This window comes from Pseudomonas sp. EL_65y_Pfl1_R83 (assembly GCF_963970695.1).
Lineage (GTDB): Bacteria > Pseudomonadota > Gammaproteobacteria > Pseudomonadales > Pseudomonadaceae > Aquipseudomonas > Aquipseudomonas tritici.
Window position 1 is genome coordinate 125610 of sequence record NZ_CAXAQI010000006.1, and the last position, 17365, is coordinate 142974.

Consider the following 17365-nt stretch of genomic DNA (forward strand, 5'->3'; position numbering starts at 1 on the left):
TTGGCTTCAAGCTGCAAGCCGCAAGAAAAACCCATCCGTATTTACTTGGAGCTTGCAGCCTGAACCTTGCGGCTAAAGTGCATTTCCGTGCCGGGCCATGATGTGCCTGACAACGCTATAGTCCTGCAATGAATCACTCGAGAGGTCTTTTCCATACCCCGAGCGCTTCAAGCCGCCGTGGGGCATTTCGCTGACCAGCATGAAATGGCTGTTGATCCAGGTGCAGCCGTATTGCAGGCGCGCCGCCACTTGCATGGCCTTGTCCAGGTTCTGGGTCCACACAGAGGACGCCAGGCCGTATTCGGAGTCGTTGGCCCAGTCCACCGCCTGTTCCAGTTCGTCAAAGCGGGTCACGGTCACTACCGGACCGAACACTTCGCGCTGCACGATTTCATCGTTCTGTTTACAGCCGGCGAGCAGGGTGGGCTGGTAATAGAAGCCCGCGCCGGAATGCACAGCCGCGCCGGTGATGCGTTCGATATGCGGCTGGCCGAGGGCGCGTTCGACGAAACTGGCCACACGGTCGCGCTGGCGCGTGCTGATCAACGGGCCCAGTTCATTGTCCGCGTCGCGTTTACCGGCAAAGCGCAGGCTGCTGACCGCTGCGCCAAGCTCGGCAACCAACTTGTCGTGAATGCCGGCCTGGGCGTAGAGGCGGCACGCGGCAGTGCAGTCCTGGCCTGCGTTGTAATAACCATAGGCACGCACGCCCTCGACCACGGCTTGCAGGTCAGCATCGTTGCACACGATCACCGGCGCTTTGCCGCCCAGTTCCAGGTGCGTGCGTTTAAGGGTTTTGGAGGCCGCTTGCAGGATTTTCTGCCCGGTGACGATATCGCCGGTCAGCGACACCATACGCACCTTGGGGTGGCTGACCAGATGACTGCCGACGCCTTCGCCGCCGCCACACAGAATGTTGATCACTCCGCGTGGCAAGCGCTCTTTAAGCACAGGGGCCAGCGCCAGGATCGACAGCGGCGTGTGCTCCGATGGTTTGAACACCAGCGTATTACCGGCGGCCAGGGCTGGAGCGATTTTCCACGCGGCCATCATCAGCGGGTAGTTCCACGGTGCAATCGAGGCCACGACGCCGATGGGGTCGCGGCGCACCATGCTGGTGTAGCCCGGCAGGTATTCGCCGCTCAGTTGCCCGGTCTGGCAGCGCACGGCGCCGGCGAAGAAGCGGAACACATCGACAGTGGCGCTCAAGTCATCCTGGCGCGCCAGGTGCAAGGGCTTGCCGCAGTTCAGGGATTCCAGGCGGGCCAGGTAGTCGGCTTGTTTTTCGATGGCATCGGCGATGCCCAGCAAGATGTTCGAACGTTGCTGCGGCGTGGTGCGTGACCAGCCGGTAAAGGCGCGGTGGGCGGCGAGTATCGCAGCCTCCACCTGCTCGGTGCTGGCTTCGGCGATCTGGGTGAGTACGTCACCGGTGGCCGGGTTGAGGATCGGCTCGACAACACCCTGGCCCTGGACCAGTTCGCCGTCGATCAGCAACGCAGTGAGCAGCGGGGTGGGCGCGCCGGACATTTTTCGCGATCTCTTTTCTTGGATGGCCATGGGCGTTCTCTTACGAGGCACCTGACCTTTCTCTTATGGATTAGCTGAGAGTAGAGGGCAGGTGCGAGGTCAACAAATACTAAATACTGAATGCAGCATTCGATTAAATAGATGGCTTGCGTGGGTGCGGCTGTTCGCGCGCAACCGTCAGGAACGGGTCGACCAGTGCCGGTCGCGCCGTGCCGCGGCGCCAAGCCAGGCCTACATCGAGGGTTTGGCTGAGGTCGGCAATCGGCCGCGCTTCGATAATGTCGCCTTCAAGGGACCAGGGGCGGTAGGTCATGTCCGGCTGGATCGACACGCCCAGGCCGGCCGCTACCAGGCTCCGCACGGCTTCGGTGGAGGCGGTACGCAGAGTCACATGCGGCTGCAGGCCCGCACCGGTCCACATGCGCTGGGCGTTATGGCCCATTTCGTCGACGTTCAACTGAATCAAAGGCTCGCGCGCCACATCGGCCAGGTTGATGCTGTCGTGTTCCAGCAACGGATGTTGCGCCGGCAGCCACAACCGGTGAGGCGAATGAGTCAGTACTTCGGTTTGCAGGGCGTAACGGTCTTCGAGGTTGGACAGGATAAGCACGCCCACGTCGATCTCGCCGCTGACCAGCAAATGCTCGATATACGGGCGCTCATCCTCCATCACGCGGATTTCCACGTTGGGGTAGGCGCGCTGGAATCGTGTCAGCAAATCTGCGAGGTAATAGCCGGCCACCAGGCTGGTCACGCCGATGACCAACTGCCCGGCGACTTGGTCGGTGCTCTGTTGCAGGCTGCGCTTGGCGTTGTCGACGGTGGCGAGGATAAGGTGCGCCTGGCGCAGGAATTGATGGCCTTGATGCGTGAGTGTCATGCCCTTGGCGTGACGGTTGAACAGGTTTACGCCGATTTCCTGCTCCAGTTGCTGGATCGCCAGGGTCAGTGTGGACTGGGAAATGAACGCAGTTTGCGCGGCGGCGGAGATCGAGCCGGTCTCGGCCACGGCAATAAAGTGCCGGATTTGACGCAAGGTCATCATGCTGGAATTACCAGTGGGGTGTTTTTATAGATTTGCTCAAGTGTATATCGATTTAAACGAAGGGTGGCCGCGTTACATCTGGAAGCACTCTAAGGGCTGACGGCCATGTGGACGAGCGCGAGCGCGCGCTGATCGAAGGCGAGTTCACCAAGCTGGATAACGACCGCGAGCTGCAAAGCTGGCTGCATGCCGAACTGAACAACCCCCTGGACCCGGCCGATGTGGCGCGCGGCCGGCACTGCGGAAATGGCTGGCGAAATGTACATCGCCAGTGTGATGCGGGTGGATGCGGAGAACTTCATGGAGAAGTCCTACCTCGATGAACTGGCCCGTCAGCTTAAACTCGAGCCTGGCATGAAGTTGGCGCCGGAAAAACAGGTGCGCCAGGCCACACTTTAAACGCGCTTGTTAATACAATCACCCCGGCTGCCTTGGCAGCCCGGGGTGTTTTTGCATTCCGTGCGCGCTGCATAAAAACCCATTGATAAATGAGGGCACCTGCTCAGCTATACTCACCCCATTTGAATGGCCCTTCGAGGAATTACTGTGAAGAACTGGACCTTGCGCCAACGGATCTTGGCAAGCTTTGCGGTCATTATCGCCATCATGCTGTTAATGGTTGTGGTCTCCTACTCACGGTTGCTGAAGATCGAAACCAGCCAGGAGGTGGTGCGTGACGACGCGGTACCGGGCGTTTACCTCAGCTCGATGATCCGCAGCGCGTGGGTCGACAGCTACCTTGAAACCGTCGATATCATTGGTCTGCGCGACGGAAAAACGCTCAGCAACAACGATAGGTCGCACTACAAGTCCTTCGAAGCGCGTATCGAACAGCAGATGGCCAACTATGAAAAAACCATTCATAACCAGGCTGACCGCATGGAATTCGATAACTTCAAGGCGGCGCACACGACGTACAACAAAGTCCTCGCCCAGGTGCTGGCGCGCATCGAAGCCAACGACCTGCCAGGGGCGAGCGTATTGGTCGAGGAGCAATTGACGCCTATCTGGACTGAAGGGCGCATGAAACTCAACGACATCATCACTGAAAACAAGAACGTGTCTGACCGTGCCACGGCGGCGATCGACGAGGCAGTCCTGTCGGCCAAGATCAGCATGGCCGTGTCGCTGCTAATCGCCATCCTTGCCGCTGGCCTGTGTGGCCTGCTGCTGATGCGCGCGATCATGGCGCCGATGCAGCGCATCGTCGAGATCCTTGAAACCATGCGCACCGGTGACCTGAGCAAACGCCTGAACCTGGAGCGCAAGGACGAATTCGGTGCGGTAGAGACTGGCTTTAACGACATGATGACCGAGCTCACCGGCCTCGTGTCCCAGGCCCAGCGCTCGTCGGTGCAGGTGACCACCTCGGTCACCGAGATTGCCGCCACGTCCAAGCAGCAACAGGCCACCGCCACTGAAACCGCTGCGACTACCACTGAGATCGGCGCCACGTCCCGCGAAATCGCTGCCACGTCCAAGGACCTGGTGCGCACCATGACCGAAGTGTCCACCGCTGCCGACCAGGCGTCGGTCGCCGCCGGGTCCGGCCAGCAAGGCCTGGCGCGCATGGAAGAAACCATGCACTCGGTGATGGGCGCCGCCGACCTGGTGAACGCCAAGCTGGCGATCCTCAATGAGAAGGCCGGCAACATCAATCAGGTGGTGGTGACCATCGTCAAGGTCGCTGACCAGACCAACCTGCTGTCGCTCAACGCGGCCATCGAGGCCGAGAAGGCCGGTGAATACGGTCGCGGTTTTGCCGTGGTTGCCACCGAAGTTCGCCGCCTTGCCGATCAGACCGCCGTGGCCACCTACGACATCGAGCAGATGGTGCGCGAGATCCAGTCGGCGGTGTCCGCAGGTGTGATGGGCATGGACAAGTTCTCCGAAGAAGTACGTCGCGGCATGTTTGAAGTGCAGCAAGTGGGCGAGCAGCTGTCGCAGATCATCCATCAGGTACAGGCGCTGGCGCCGCGGGTGTTGATGGTCAACGAAGGCATGCAGGCCCAGGCTACCGGTGCCGAGCAGATCAACCACGCGCTGGTGCAACTGGGCGATGCCAGCAGCCAGACTGTCGACTCGCTGCGCCAGGCCAGCTTTGCCATTGATGAGCTGAGCCAGGTTGCGGTCGGTCTGCGCAGCGGCGTGTCGCGTTTCAAAGTCTGATGAGCGATCACGCGGCTAAACACGGTGCCGTCCCGGCAGCGAAAAAGGCGTTGTTCCTGGTGTTCCACATCGGCGACGAGCGTTTTGCCCTCAGGGCCACGGAAGTCGCCGAGGTACTGCCGCGCCTGCCACTCAAACCGATTGCCCATGCACCGCAGTGGGTGTCGGGCATTTTTGCCCATCGTGGCGCGCTGGTGCCGGTCATCGACCTCAGCGCCCTGGCCTTCGGCACGCCGGCCCAGGCGCGCACCAGCACGCGCCTGGTGCTGGTCAATTATCAACCGCAGTCTTGGGTTCAAGCGCGTTGGCTGGGGCTGATCCTGGAACAAGCCACCGACACCCTGCGTTGCGACCTTGGCGACTTCAAACCTTATGGCCTGGATAACCGCGAGGCGCCGTACCTGGGGCTGGTGCGTGAAGACACCTTGGGTTTGATGCAGTGGATTGGGGTTAACGAATTGCTCACCGACGAAGTGCGCGCCTTGCTGTTTTCTGCAGAGCCGAGCGTATGAGCCACGACCCGCGTTTTTTTGCCTTCCTGAAAGAGCGCATCGGCCTGGACGTCGCGTCTGTGGGCGAAGCCATTATCGAGCGTGCGGTGCGCCAACGCAGCCAGGCCGTCAATGCCCAAGGGGCCGGCGAATACTGGCAGCACCTGCAAAGCTGCGAGGATGAAAAGCAGGCGCTGATCGAGGCGGTAATCGTCCCCGAGACCTGGTTTTTCCGTTACCCCGAATCCTTTGCAACCCTGGCCCGCCTGGCCAAGGCCCGCCTGCTCGACATCAAGCAAATGCGCGCACTGCGCATCCTCAGCCTGCCGTGCTCCACCGGCGAAGAACCTTATTCGATTGCCATGGCGCTGCTGGATGCCGGTTTGGCGCCGCACCAGTTCAAGGTGCTGGGCTTGGATGTCAGCCCACTGTCGGTTGAGCGCGCGCGACGCGGGGTGTATGGCAAGAACTCGTTTCGCGGCGGCGATCTGGCGTTTCGCGACCGACATTTCACCGAATTCGGCGACGGCTACCACATCGCCGACCGCGTGCGCGAACAGGTGCGCCTGCAAGTCGGCAACCTGCTTGACCCGGCGCTGCTGGTCAATGAGGCGAGCTACGACTTTGTGTTCTGTCGCAACCTGCTGATCTATTTCGACCAGCCGACCCAGAAGCAAGTGTTTGCTGTACTCAAGGGCCTGACCCATGAGGACGGCGTGCTGTTTATCGGCCCGGCCGAGGGCAGCCTGCTGGGGCGCCATGGCATGCGTTCGATTGGTGTGCCGCAGTCCTTTGCGTTCAGTCGGCAGGCTGCGCCGGTCACGCCGGAGCCGGTGTTTGTGCCTATCGCCGTGCCCATCCCGCGGCGCAGTGCCGCACCGATTCCTACCAAACCGCGGCCGTTCAGCACGGTCAGCGCCCAAGTGATGCCAATCAAGATGGCGCATCCCGACGCGGCTGATCTGCTCAGTCGGATCGCCACGTTGGCCAACGAAGGCAAAAGTCTTGATGCCCGCGCCGCTTGCGAGCAATACCTGAACAACCACCCGCCGGCCGCCCAAGTGTTCTACTGGCTGGGGCTGCTCAGCGACGTGGCCGGCAGTGCCCTGGAGGCCCAGGGCTATTATCGAAAAGCCTTGTACCTGGAACCCCAGCACCCGCAGGCCTTGATGCACCTGGCCGCGTTGCTTGAGTCCCAGGGTGACAGCGCGGGGGCGCGCCGCTTGCAGGCGCGCGCCGCGCGGAGCGAGCGAGCTGACAGTGAGTCCAAGCGATGAATAACACCGAGGCGCTCGACACCGCAGGCCTGGACCTGACCCTGGCTGACACCCAGGCCATCGATGACTGTTGGAACCGCATCGGCATCCATGGCGACAAGTCCTGCCCGTTGCTGGCGGACCATATCCATTGCCGCAATTGCTCGGTGTATTCGGCGGCAGCCACGCGATTGCTGGATCGCTACGCATTGCAGCAGGACGCGCATCGCGCGTACAACGCGGTCGAATTGGGCGAGGAGGTGGTCACGCATTCCCTGCTGATGTTCCGCCTCGGCGAAGAATGGCTGGGCATTGCCACCCGTTGCCTGGTGGAAGTGGCGCCGTTGCAACCGATTCACTCCCTGCCACACCAACGCTCCCGCGCCTTGCTTGGCGTGGCCAACGTGCGCGGCGCGCTGGTGGCGTGCCTGTCGCTGGTGGAGTTGCTGGGCCTGGACGCCACCACCCAGAGCGCCAGCGGTGGGCGCATCATGCCGCGCATGTTGATCATCGCCGCCCAGGATGGCCCGGTGGTGGTGCCGGTGGATGAAGTCGACGGTATCCATGCTATCGATGAGCGCACCCTGAAGGCCGCATCGGCCTCCGGCACCCAGGCGAGCGGCCGCTTTACCCAGGGAGTGTTGCAGTGGAAAGGCCGCAGCCTGCGTTGGCTGGACGAGGCGCAATTGTTGTCCGCCGTGACCCGGAGCCTCACATGACCCCCGACCAGATGCGCGACGCCTCGCTGCTGGAACTGTTCAGCCTGGAAGCTGATGCGCAGACCCAGGTACTCAGTGCGGGCCTGCTGGCCCTGGAACGCAACCCGACCCAGGCTGACCAGCTTGAAGCGTGCATGCGCGCGGCGCACTCGCTCAAGGGCGCCGCGCGCATCGTTGGGGTGGACGCCGGGGTCAGCGTGTCCCACGTCATGGAGGATTGCCTGGTCAGCGCCCAGGAAAGCCGTCTGTACCTGCAACCCGAACATATTGATGCGCTGCTGCAAGGCACTGATCTGCTGATGCGCATCGCCACGCCGGGCAATGACGTGGGGCCGGCCGACATCGAAGCTTATGTGGCGTTGATGGAGCGCCTGCTGGACCCGTCCCAGGCGCCGGTCAAGGCTACGCCGCCGCCAGCGCCGGAGCCGCTCGTTGAAGAACTGCCGCCGGAACCCGAGCCCGCTCCGCCGATTGCCGCCGAGTCGCCGCGCCAGAACAAACGCATGACCGAAGGCGGCGAGCGCGTACTGCGGGTGACCGCCGAGCGCTTGAACAGCTTGCTCGACCTGTCGAGCAAATCCCTAGTGGAAACCCAGCGGCTCAAGCCCTACCTGGCCAGCCTGCAGCGCCTCAAACGCATTCAAAGCCAAAGCGTGCGCGCCCTCGACACGTTGGACGGCCAGCTCAAAACCGTGGGTTTTAACCTCGAAGCCCAGGAAGCCTTGGCCGACACCCGCCGCTTGTTGAGCGAAGCCCAGGCCTTGCTGGCGGAAAAACATGCCGAGCTGGACGAGTTCGGCTGGCAGGCCGGGCAGCGTGCCCAAGTGCTGTATGACACCGCCCTGGCCTGCCGTATGCGACCGTTTGCCGATGTCCTCGCTGGGCAGGTGCGCATGGTGCGCGACCTTGGCCGCAGCCTGGGCAAGCAGGTGCGCCTGGAGATCGAGGGTGAAAAGACTCAGGTCGACCGCGACGTGCTGGAAAAGCTCGAAGCGCCACTCACCCATTTGTTGCGCAATGCCGTTGACCACGGCATCGAAATGCCTGAGCAACGCCTGCTCGCGGGCAAGCCGGCTGAAGGCCTGATCCGCCTGCGCGCGTCCCATCAGGCCGGTTTGTTGGTACTGGAGTTGAGCGACGACGGCAATGGCGTCGACCTGGAGCGCTTGCGCGGCACCATCGTCGACCGCCATCTGTCGCCTGTTGAAACCGCCCTGCGCCTGAGCGAAGAAGAGCTGCTGACGTTCCTGTTCCTGCCGGGGTTCAGCCTGCGCGACAAGGTCACCGAAGTGTCCGGGCGCGGGGTCGGCCTGGATGCGGTGCAACACCTGGTCCGCCAACTGCGGGGTGCGGTGGTGCTGGAGCAGGCGGCGGGGCGGGGCAGTCGTTTCCACCTGGAAGTGCCGTTGACCTTGTCGGTGGTGCGCAGCCTGGTGGTGGAGGTCGGCGAAGAAGCCTACGCGTTCCCGCTGGCCCATATCGAGCGCATGTGCGACCTGGCGCCCGACGATATTGTGCAACTCGAAGGCCGCCAGCATTTCTGGCACGAGGGCCGGCATGTCGGCCTGGTCGCCGCCAGCCAGTTGTTGCAGCGCCCGGCGGGGCAGAGTCAGTCAGACACGTTGAAAGTGGTGGTGATCCGCGAGCGCGATGCCGTGTACGGGATTGCCGTGGAGCGTTTTATCGGCGAGCGTACGCTGGTGGTGTTGCCGCTGGATGATCGCCTGGGCAAGGTCCAGGACATCTCCGCCGGCGCCTTGCTCGACGACGGCTCGGTGGTGTTGATCGTCGACGTTGAAGACATGCTGCGTTCGGTGGACAAGTTGCTCAACACCGGGCGTTTGGAACGTATTGCCCGGCGCAGCCAACAAACCACCGAGGCGCCGCGTAAACGGGTGCTGGTGGTGGATGACTCGCTGACCGTGCGTGAGCTGCAACGCAAATTGTTACTTAATCGTGGTTATGAAGTGGCCGTCGCGGTCGATGGCATGGACGGCTGGAATGCCCTGCGTTCCGAAGACTTCGACCTGCTGATCACAGACATTGATATGCCTCGCATGGACGGTATTGAATTGGTCACACTCTTGCGCCGTGACAGTCGCCTGCAATCGTTGCCGGTGATGGTGGTGTCCTACAAGGATCGCGAAGAAGACCGGCGTCGTGGACTGGATGCCGGCGCCGACTATTATTTAGCCAAAGCCAGTTTCCATGATGACGCGTTGCTGGACGCGGTGGTGGAACTGATCGGAGGCGCGCGCGCATGAGGATCGCAATCGTCAATGACATGCCCCTCGCGGTTGAGGCCCTTCGCCGTGCCTTGAGTTTCGAACCTGCTCACCAGGTTGTGTGGGTGGCAGCCAATGGCCTGGAAGCGGTGCAGCGCTGCGCTGAGCTGACCCCGGATCTGATCCTGATGGACTTGATCATGCCCGTAATGGACGGTGTGGAAGCCACTCGGCAGATCATGGCCGAGACCCCGTGTGCCATCGTTATCGTCACCGTCGACCGCCAGGCCAATGTCAGCCGCGTGTTCGAAGCCATGGGCCATGGCGCCCTGGATGTGGTGGACACGCCGCCGCTGGGCGTAGGCAACCCCAAGGATGCCGCAGCGCCGCTGCTGCGCAAGATCTTCAATATCGGCTGGTTGATCGGCCAGCGTGGTAGCCGCCTGCGTGCCGACGCCGCCCCACCGCGCGCCACCGGCACGCGCCAGAGTCTGGTGGCTATCGGGTCCTCGGCAGGTGGCCCGGCGGCCCTGGAAATCCTGCTCAAGGGTTTGCCTCAAGACTTTCCCGCCGCCATCGTACTGGTGCAGCATGTTGACCAGGTGTTTGCCGCCGGCATGGCCGAGTGGCTGAGCAGCGCCTCTGGCCTGCCGGTGCGCCTGGCCCGCGAGGGTGAGCCACCGCAAAGCGGTGTCGTGCTGCTGGCCGGCACCAACCACCATATTCGTCTGTTGAAGAATGGCACGCTAGCCTATACCGCAGAGCCAGTGAACGAGATTTACCGGCCGTCGATCGACGTGTTTTTCGAAAGCGTGGCTAGCCACTGGAATGGTGACGCCGTTGGCGTATTGCTGACTGGTATGGGGCGCGACGGGGCCCAAGGCCTCAAGTTGCTGCGTGAACAAGGTTATCTAACCATCGCCCAGGATCAGCAGAGCTCGGCGGTGTATGGCATGCCCAAAGCGGCGGCGGCGATTGATGCTGCTGTTGAAATTCGCCCACTGGACACAATTGCGCCCCGATTACTGGAGGTCTTCGCAAAATGATCAAGACCCTCCAGGGTGCTGGCCAGCAGGAAAGTAATTCAGGTGATTGCACATGAATGATTTACAGATCGACGACATCAAGACCGATGAAAATGCAGCCATGGTGTTGCTTGTCGACGACCAGGCCATGATCGGCGAAGCCGTGCGACGTGGCCTGGCTCATGAAGAAAACATCGACTTCCACTTCTGCGCCGACCCGCACCAGGCGATTGCCCAAGCGATCCGCATCAAACCGACCGTCATCCTGCAAGACTTGGTGATGCCTGGCCTCGACGGCCTGACGCTGGTGCGCGAATACCGCAACCACCCGGCCACGCAAAACATTCCGATCATCGTGCTTTCCACCAAGGAAGACCCGCTGATCAAGAGCGCGGCGTTTTCGGCCGGGGCCAACGACTACCTGGTCAAGCTGCCGGACAATATCGAACTGGTTGCGCGCATCCGCTATCACTCGCGCTCCTACATGACCTTGTTGCAACGGGACGCTGCTTATCGAGCCCTGCGAGTCAGCCAGCAGCAACTGCTGGACACCAATCTGGTGCTGCAACGCTTGATGAACTCCGACGGCCTCACCGGGCTGTCCAACCGCCGCCACTTCGACGAATACCTGGAACTGGAATGGCGTCGTGCCATGCGCGACCAGACCCAACTGTCGCTGCTGATGATCGACGTGGATTTTTTCAAGACCTACAACGACAGCTTCGGCCACGTCGAAGGCGACGAAGCCTTGCGCAAGGTCGCCGACACCATCCGCGAAGCCAGCAGTCGCCCCTCGGACCTGCCGGCGCGCTACGGCGGTGAAGAGTTCGCCTTGGTACTGCCGAACACCTCGCCGGGCGGCGCACGCCTGGTGGCTGAAAAGCTACGCATGGCCGTTGCTGCGCTGAAAATCCCACACATAGCGCCGGCTGAGGGGGCGAGCCTGACCATCAGCATCGGCCTGTCGACCATGACACCGGTGCAGGGCACGGACTGCCGACAGTTGATCATGGCGGCGGACAAGGGGTTGTATACGGCCAAGCATAATGGGCGCAATCAGGTGGGGATTGAATAATTCGAAGCACCGTAAAACCCCTGTGGGAGCTGGCTTGCCTGCGATAGCGGTGTATCAGATACAGATGTGGTAACTGACGAACCGCAATCGCAGGCAAGCCAGCTCCCACATTTGATCTCCATTGTTCTGTCGATAGCCTACAAACCCCGCCTTTTCGGCCAAGCGGACTGCCGTTTCCGGACGTTTGCCGTTATACTCGCCGGCTTTCAAAAGTTCGCCAACGAGTGCTGCCCGCCATGGAAATCAACCCGATCCTTAACACCATCAAGGACCTGTCCGAGCGCTCCGAAACTATTCGGGGGTATCTTTGACTACGATCAAAAGCATGAGCGTCTGACCGAAGTCAATCGCGAGCTTGAAGATCCTGCTGTCTGGAACAAACCTGAATACGCCCAGGAACTGGGCCGCGAGCGCGCTGCGCTGGCGCAGATCGTCGATACCCTCGACGAGCTGAACACCGGTCTGGCCGATTGCCGTGACCTGCTGGACATGGCCGTCGAAGAAAACGACGAAGGCGCAGTGGGCGATGTCGTCGCCGAGCTGGCCCGTCTCGAGGACAACCTCGCCAAGCTTGAATTCCGTCGCATGTTCAGCCACGAAATGGACCCGAACAACGCCTACCTGGACATCCAGGCCGGTTCCGGCGGCACCGAGGCACAGGACTGGGCCAACATCCTGCTGCGCATGTACCTGCGCTGGGCTGACAAGCGCGGTTTCGAAGCGACCATCATGGAACTGTCCGCCGGTGAAGTCGCTGGTATCAAGGGCGCGACCGTACACATCAAGGGCGAATACGCCTTTGGCTGGCTGCGGACCGAGATCGGCGTCCACCGCCTGGTGCGCAAGAGCCCGTTTGACTCCGGCAACCGTCGCCACACCTCGTTCTCTGCTGTTTTCGTCTCGCCAGAGATCGACGACAAGGTCGAAATCGAGATCAACCCGGCCGACCTGCGCATCGATACCTACCGCTCCTCCGGTGCCGGTGGCCAGCACGTGAACACCACCGACTCGGCCGTACGTATTACCCACGTACCGACCAACACCGTGGTCAGCTGCCAGAACGAACGCTCCCAGCACGCGAACAAGGACACCGCCATGAAAATGCTGCGGGCCAAGTTGTACGAGCAGGAAATGCAGAAGCGCAACGCCGCTTCCCAGGCGCTGGAAGACACCAAGTCGGATATCGGCTGGGGTCACCAGATCCGTTCTTATGTGCTTGATGCGTCGCGGATCAAGGATTTGCGCACTAACATCGAACGCAGCGACTGCGACAAGGTGCTCGACGGTGATATCGACGAATACCTGGAAGCCAGCCTGAAGTCAGGCCTGTAACCCCTTTTTAGGAGCCGGCACGCCGGCGATCCCCGGCCGCAGGCCGGGGGCAACGAACCTGATGGAATATTTAAAGACATGAGCGACCAACAACTCGACCAAGCCCTGCAACAGGAAGAAAACTCCCTGATCGCCCTGCGCAAGGAAAAGCTGGCTGCCGAGCGCGCCAAGGGCAATGCCTTCCCCAACGACTTCCGCCGCGAAAACTACTGCGATGCCTTGCAGAAGCAATACGCGGACAAGACCAAGGAAGAGCTGGCGGAAGCGGCGATCCCGGTCAAGGTGGCAGGTCGCATCATGCTCAACCGCGGCTCGTTCATGGTGATCCAGGACATGACCGGTCGCATCCAGGTCTACGTCAACCGCAAGACCCTGCCTGAAGATACCCTGGCCTCGGTGAAAACCTGGGACATGGGCGACATCATCGCCGCCGAAGGTACCCTGGCCCGTTCCGGTAAGGGCGACCTGTACGTTGAAATGACCAGCGTACGCCTGCTGACCAAATCCCTGCGCCCGCTGCCGGACAAGCACCACGGCCTCACCGACACCGAGCAGCGCTACCGCCAGCGCTATGTTGACCTGATCGTCAACGAAGACGTGCGCCACACCTTCCGCGTGCGTTCGCAAGTCATCGCGCACATCCGCAGCTTCTTGATGCAGCGTGACTTCCTGGAAGTGGAAACCCCGATGCTGCAAACCATCCCCGGTGGTGCTGCAGCCAAGCCGTTTGAAACCCACCACAACGCGCTGGACCTGGAAATGTTCCTGCGTATCGCGCCTGAGCTATACCTCAAGCGCCTTGTGGTTGGCGGGTTTGAGAAAGTGTTCGAGATCAACCGCAACTTCCGTAACGAAGGCGTTTCGACGCGTCACAACCCAGAATTCACCATGTTGGAGTTCTACCAGGCCTACGCCGATTACGAAGACAACATGGACCTGACTGAAGAACTGTTCCGCGAACTGGCGCAGTTGGTCCTGGGCAGCACTGACGTGCCGTACGGCGACAAGGTGTTCCACTTTGGCGAACCGTTCGTGCGCCTGTCGGTGTTCGATTCGATCCTCAAGTACAACCCCGAGTTGACCGCTGACGACCTGACCGACATCGACAAGGCCCGCGCCATTGCCAAGAAAGCCGGCGCAAAAGTGTTGGGCTTCGAAGGCCTGGGCAAATTGCAGGTGATGATTTTCGAAGAGTTGGTGGAGCACAAGCTGGAACAGCCGCACTTCATTACCCAGTACCCGTTCGAAGTATCGCCGCTCGCCCGTCGCAACGATGACAACCCGAACGTCACCGACCGTTTCGAATTGTTCATCGGCGGCCGCGAAATCGCCAACGCCTACTCCGAGTTGAACGACGCGGAAGACCAGGCCGAGCGTTTCATGGCCCAGGTGGCCGACAAGGACGCCGGCGACGACGAAGCCATGCACTACGATGCCGACTTCGTGCGCGCCCTGGAATACGGCATGCCGCCAACCGCCGGTGAAGGGATCGGCATCGACCGCCTGGTGATGCTGTTGACTAACTCGCCGTCGATCCGCGATGTGATCCTGTTCCCGCACATGCGGCCACAAGCGTAACCTTAGCGAAATCCAGAGCCGCCTTTTATAAGGCGGCTTTTTTATGCGGCGTTTATAAGCGTCAAGCAAACAGCGCCAGGTTTTGATCTATTCAAGGATGTGTGTCGTGAACCGCGTAATGGCTCAAGAAGGCGCCGCCGGCATTGCTGCTGCCGTGGCTGAAAGTGTCCAGTACCAGGGCCGTAAGGCCAGTCGCCGAGGCAGTGAGCAACGCAGGCAAGACATTCTCGATGCGGCGATGCGCATCGTGGTGCGTGATGGCGTACGGGCCGTGCGCCATCGTGCAGTCGCGGCAGAGGCGGGGGTGCCGTTGTCGGCCACCACCTACTATTTCAAGGATATCGACGACTTGCTCACCGATACCTTCGCTCAATACGTCGAACGCAGTGCCGCGTTCATGGGCAAGCTGTGGGTACGTAACGAGGGCCTGCTGCGCGAAATGGTCGCCTATGGCGATGGCAGCCCACAGTCGCGCTCGCAGCTGGCCGATGATATTGCGCGTTTGACCGCTGACTACGTGTTGCGCCAACTGACCAACCGCCGTGAGCACCTGATGGCCGAGCAGGCCTTTCGCCAGGAAGCGCTGCTGAATCCGCGGCTGGCAGAGCTGGTGCGTTCCCATCAGCAGATTCTGTTGCAGGGCACTGAGCAGTTTTTCCAGGTACTGGGCTCCCGCGAGCCGCAACAGGATGCCAAAGTGTTGACGGCGATAATCAGTCGGATGGAATATCAGGGCCTGCTGAGCGGCGCAGAGCCTCTGACCGGTGAAGAGATGCTTGAAATTCTCAAGCGTTACATGCATTTGGTGTTGGCCTCGGTGTAGTCATAAGTCGACGCTGCTTTATGTGGGCGCTGGCTTGCCTGCGCTGCAGACAACTCGGTAAATCAGGCACGGTTGGTTGATGCCATTGCAGGCAAGCCAGCTCCCACATAAACGGGTGCCATGCACGATATTCAGTGGAGTACACGATGAAAGCCTGGCGAATCGCGGTAATTGCCTTGTCGTTCCTGCTGCTCAGCGGTTGCCTGGTGACATTCAAGGACCCGCTGCCGGCCCATGAGGCCGCGCCGCCGGCCCTGCTGGGGAAATGGTCGAGCAAAAACGCCTGGGGCGAGCCGCTCAACCTGCACATCACTCGCGTGGGTGACCACCGTTATAAAGCCGTGAGCTACCCTACAGCCAAGCCGGGCCTGCGTGATGAGTACCTGTTTACTGTGTCCCGGCATGGTAGCCGCTGGTACTTGTCGGCGCCGTTGCCGGCCAAACTGGGCGGGCATTTCATCCTGGCGGGGTTTGACTTTGAGGGTAAGAGCGGCGAAAAACATGAATTGGTGGTCTATAACCTGGACCTTGAGCAGATCCACCAAGCGATAGGCCAAAAGACGTTGCACGGCAGTACTGTGGAAACCGTCGAAGGCGATGGCGTATTGGTCGACAGCCCCATGGACCAAGTGTTTGCCTACCTGGATGACCCGGCCAACGCCGATGTATTCGTGGAAGCCGTGCGCTACCAGCGCACGGGCAAATAACGTTTAAAGAGGAAGCACCGGGTGGACGATTACCAGCAGACGATACGCACCTTGTCTGATCGCATTGTGCTGGCGCAGACACCGATTCGCGTCCTCGACGCCGTGAAGTGGGACGACAACATTCGTCAGGGATTCCTCAAGGCCAAGGGCAAGGAAATGCCCGCCGTGGACCGCGACTATTACCTGAATCGGCCACTGACGTTCGACTCCAGCGCGGTAAAGCTGGAGTTCCAGAACATCGAGCGCGACATTACCCGTCGCCTCGGCCAGTTCAGCCCCGTGGGGCAGATTATGCGCCGCATGTGCCGGGAATATCGCATGGTGGTGCGCATGCTTGAAGCGCGCGGTACCGAGGATTTCGGCCTGATATCCCAGGAACTGTACGGCGCCGCCTCCGATGCGTTCCACGCGGGCGACCCTACCCTGGCGGACCTGGGCCTGATGCTTTCTGACTATCTGAACAACATCGACGGCCGTGGCGATTTGAAGGATGAAGCCAAGACCCTCACCGCCAAGGACGCCGTGGCGCTGCTGCAAACACGCCTGAACAAGGTATTTGGCGAGGCCGAAGAGACTATCCGCGTGTTTGAGTCCGACGGTATTGTCGCTGACGCCGCGGCGGGCGCCGACTACATCAAGATCCGCGCCGACGCGATGTTCAATGACCGCGACGTGCGGGCCCTGGAAGTGCACGAAGGCCTGGTGCATGTTGGCACCACGCTAAACGGTCAGAACCAACCGATCTGCACGTTCCTGTCCAAGGGCCCGCCGTCCTCCACCGTGACCCAGGAAGGCCTGGCGATCCTGATGGAAATCATCACCTTTGCCTCCTACCCGAGCCGCCTGCGCAAACTGACCAACCGCACCCGCGCCATTCACATGGTGGAGGAGGGCGCCGACTTCCTGCAGGTGTTTGAGTTCTTCCGCGAGCAAGGCTTTGAGATGGGCGAAAGCTATGGCAACGCCAGTCGCGTATTCCGTGGCTCGGTGCCGAACGGTCTGCCGTTTACCAAGGATCTGTCCTACCTCAAGGGCTTTATCATGGTCTACAACTACATTCAGCTCGCCGTGCGTAAAGGCAAGCTGGAGCAAGTGCCGCTGCTGTTCTGCGGCAAGACCACCCTGGAAGACATGCGCACCCTGCGTCAGCTGGTCGACGAAGGCCTCGTGGTGCCGCCCAAGTACCTGCCGGAGCAGTTCCGCGACATGAATGCACTGGCGGCATGGATGTGCTTTTCCAACTTCCTCAACCATTTGAGCCTGGATCGGATTGAGGCGGATTATTCGAATATCCTTTGAAGGAACCGCACCAAACATGTGCGAGCTGGGTTGCCTGCGATGGCGGTCATTCAGTGAAAACACCTGTGACTGATACACCGTTATCGCAGGC

At 61.0% G+C, this 17365-nt stretch carries 14 protein-coding genes and 1 pseudogene; 13 read left to right on the forward strand and 2 right to left on the reverse strand.

Features of this window, described 5'->3' with window-relative positions; genetic code table 11:
- Positions 1-72: 72 nt before the first annotated feature.
- Together AACY08_RS10875 and AACY08_RS10880 are read right to left on the reverse strand one after the other, a co-directional pair.
- A complete protein-coding gene (locus tag AACY08_RS10875; protein ID WP_339469431.1) occupies positions 73-1530 on the reverse strand; it encodes a gamma-aminobutyraldehyde dehydrogenase in 1458 nt (485 codons plus the stop codon).
- A 133-nt stretch (positions 1531-1663) separates the two neighbouring features.
- Complete coding sequence (locus AACY08_RS10880; RefSeq protein ID WP_339469432.1) at positions 1664-2575, reverse strand: LysR family transcriptional regulator; 912 nt, start codon at positions 2573-2575, stop codon at positions 1664-1666.
- Between the two features lie 92 nt (positions 2576-2667).
- On the opposite strand from AACY08_RS10880, the pseudogene AACY08_RS10885 reads away from it, so the two are divergent.
- The 13 genes and pseudogenes from AACY08_RS10885 to AACY08_RS10945 all read left to right on the forward strand — a co-directional run.
- Positions 2668-2974, forward strand: a pseudogene (locus AACY08_RS10885) (tellurite resistance TerB family protein); the annotation flags it as partial.
- Positions 2975-3121: 147 nt separating this feature from the next.
- On the forward strand, positions 3122-4744 hold the full coding sequence (locus AACY08_RS10890) for a methyl-accepting chemotaxis protein (RefSeq protein ID WP_339469433.1): 1623 nt from the start codon (positions 3122-3124) through the stop codon (positions 4742-4744).
- Positions 4744-5256: a chemotaxis protein CheW gene (locus tag AACY08_RS10895; RefSeq protein WP_339469434.1), complete on the forward strand. Its 513-nt coding sequence runs from the start codon at positions 4744-4746 to the stop codon at positions 5254-5256. The genes AACY08_RS10890 and AACY08_RS10895 overlap by 1 nt, the downstream gene beginning before the upstream one ends.
- Positions 5253-6512 (forward strand): CheR family methyltransferase, encoded by a 1260-nt coding sequence (locus AACY08_RS10900; RefSeq protein ID WP_339469435.1) that lies wholly within the window; start codon positions 5253-5255, stop codon positions 6510-6512. The genes AACY08_RS10895 and AACY08_RS10900 overlap by 4 nt, the downstream gene beginning before the upstream one ends.
- On the forward strand, positions 6509-7210 hold the full coding sequence (locus AACY08_RS10905; RefSeq protein ID WP_339469437.1) for a chemotaxis protein CheW: 702 nt from the start codon (positions 6509-6511) through the stop codon (positions 7208-7210). Before AACY08_RS10900 ends, AACY08_RS10905 begins: the two co-directional genes overlap by 4 nt.
- Complete coding sequence (locus AACY08_RS10910; protein ID WP_339469438.1) at positions 7207-9474, forward strand: hybrid sensor histidine kinase/response regulator; 2268 nt, start codon at positions 7207-7209, stop codon at positions 9472-9474. Before AACY08_RS10905 ends, AACY08_RS10910 begins: the two co-directional genes overlap by 4 nt.
- Complete coding sequence (locus tag AACY08_RS10915) at positions 9471-10481, forward strand: chemotaxis response regulator protein-glutamate methylesterase (protein WP_339469439.1); 1011 nt, start codon at positions 9471-9473, stop codon at positions 10479-10481. The genes AACY08_RS10910 and AACY08_RS10915 overlap by 4 nt, the downstream gene beginning before the upstream one ends.
- Before the next feature lie 52 nt (positions 10482-10533).
- Positions 10534-11535, forward strand: coding sequence for a PleD family two-component system response regulator (locus AACY08_RS10920; RefSeq protein WP_339418193.1), 1002 nt, complete (start codon positions 10534-10536; stop codon positions 11533-11535).
- A 236-nt stretch (positions 11536-11771) separates the two neighbouring features.
- Positions 11772-12867, forward strand: a protein-coding gene (gene prfB / locus AACY08_RS10925; RefSeq protein WP_139113184.1) for a peptide chain release factor 2 whose coding sequence is annotated in 2 segments (ribosomal slippage) — positions 11772-11843 and positions 11845-12867 — 1095 coding nt in all. Because the reading frame shifts where the segments join, the coding sequence is not laid out codon by codon here.
- A gap of 78 nt (positions 12868-12945) precedes the next feature.
- A complete protein-coding gene (gene lysS, locus AACY08_RS10930; RefSeq protein WP_339418191.1) occupies positions 12946-14445 on the forward strand; it encodes a lysine--tRNA ligase in 1500 nt (499 codons plus the stop codon).
- 106 nt (positions 14446-14551) lie between these two features.
- Entirely contained in the window at positions 14552-15268 is a 717-nt protein-coding gene (locus AACY08_RS10935) for a TetR/AcrR family transcriptional regulator (protein ID WP_339469442.1), read from the forward strand.
- A 146-nt stretch (positions 15269-15414) separates the two neighbouring features.
- Complete coding sequence (locus AACY08_RS10940) at positions 15415-15975, forward strand: hypothetical protein (RefSeq protein WP_339469443.1); 561 nt, start codon at positions 15415-15417, stop codon at positions 15973-15975.
- Positions 15976-15996: 21 nt separating this feature from the next.
- Positions 15997-17274: a flavohemoglobin expression-modulating QEGLA motif protein gene (locus AACY08_RS10945; protein ID WP_339469444.1), complete on the forward strand. Its 1278-nt coding sequence runs from the start codon at positions 15997-15999 to the stop codon at positions 17272-17274.
- Positions 17275-17365: the final 91 nt, after the last annotated feature.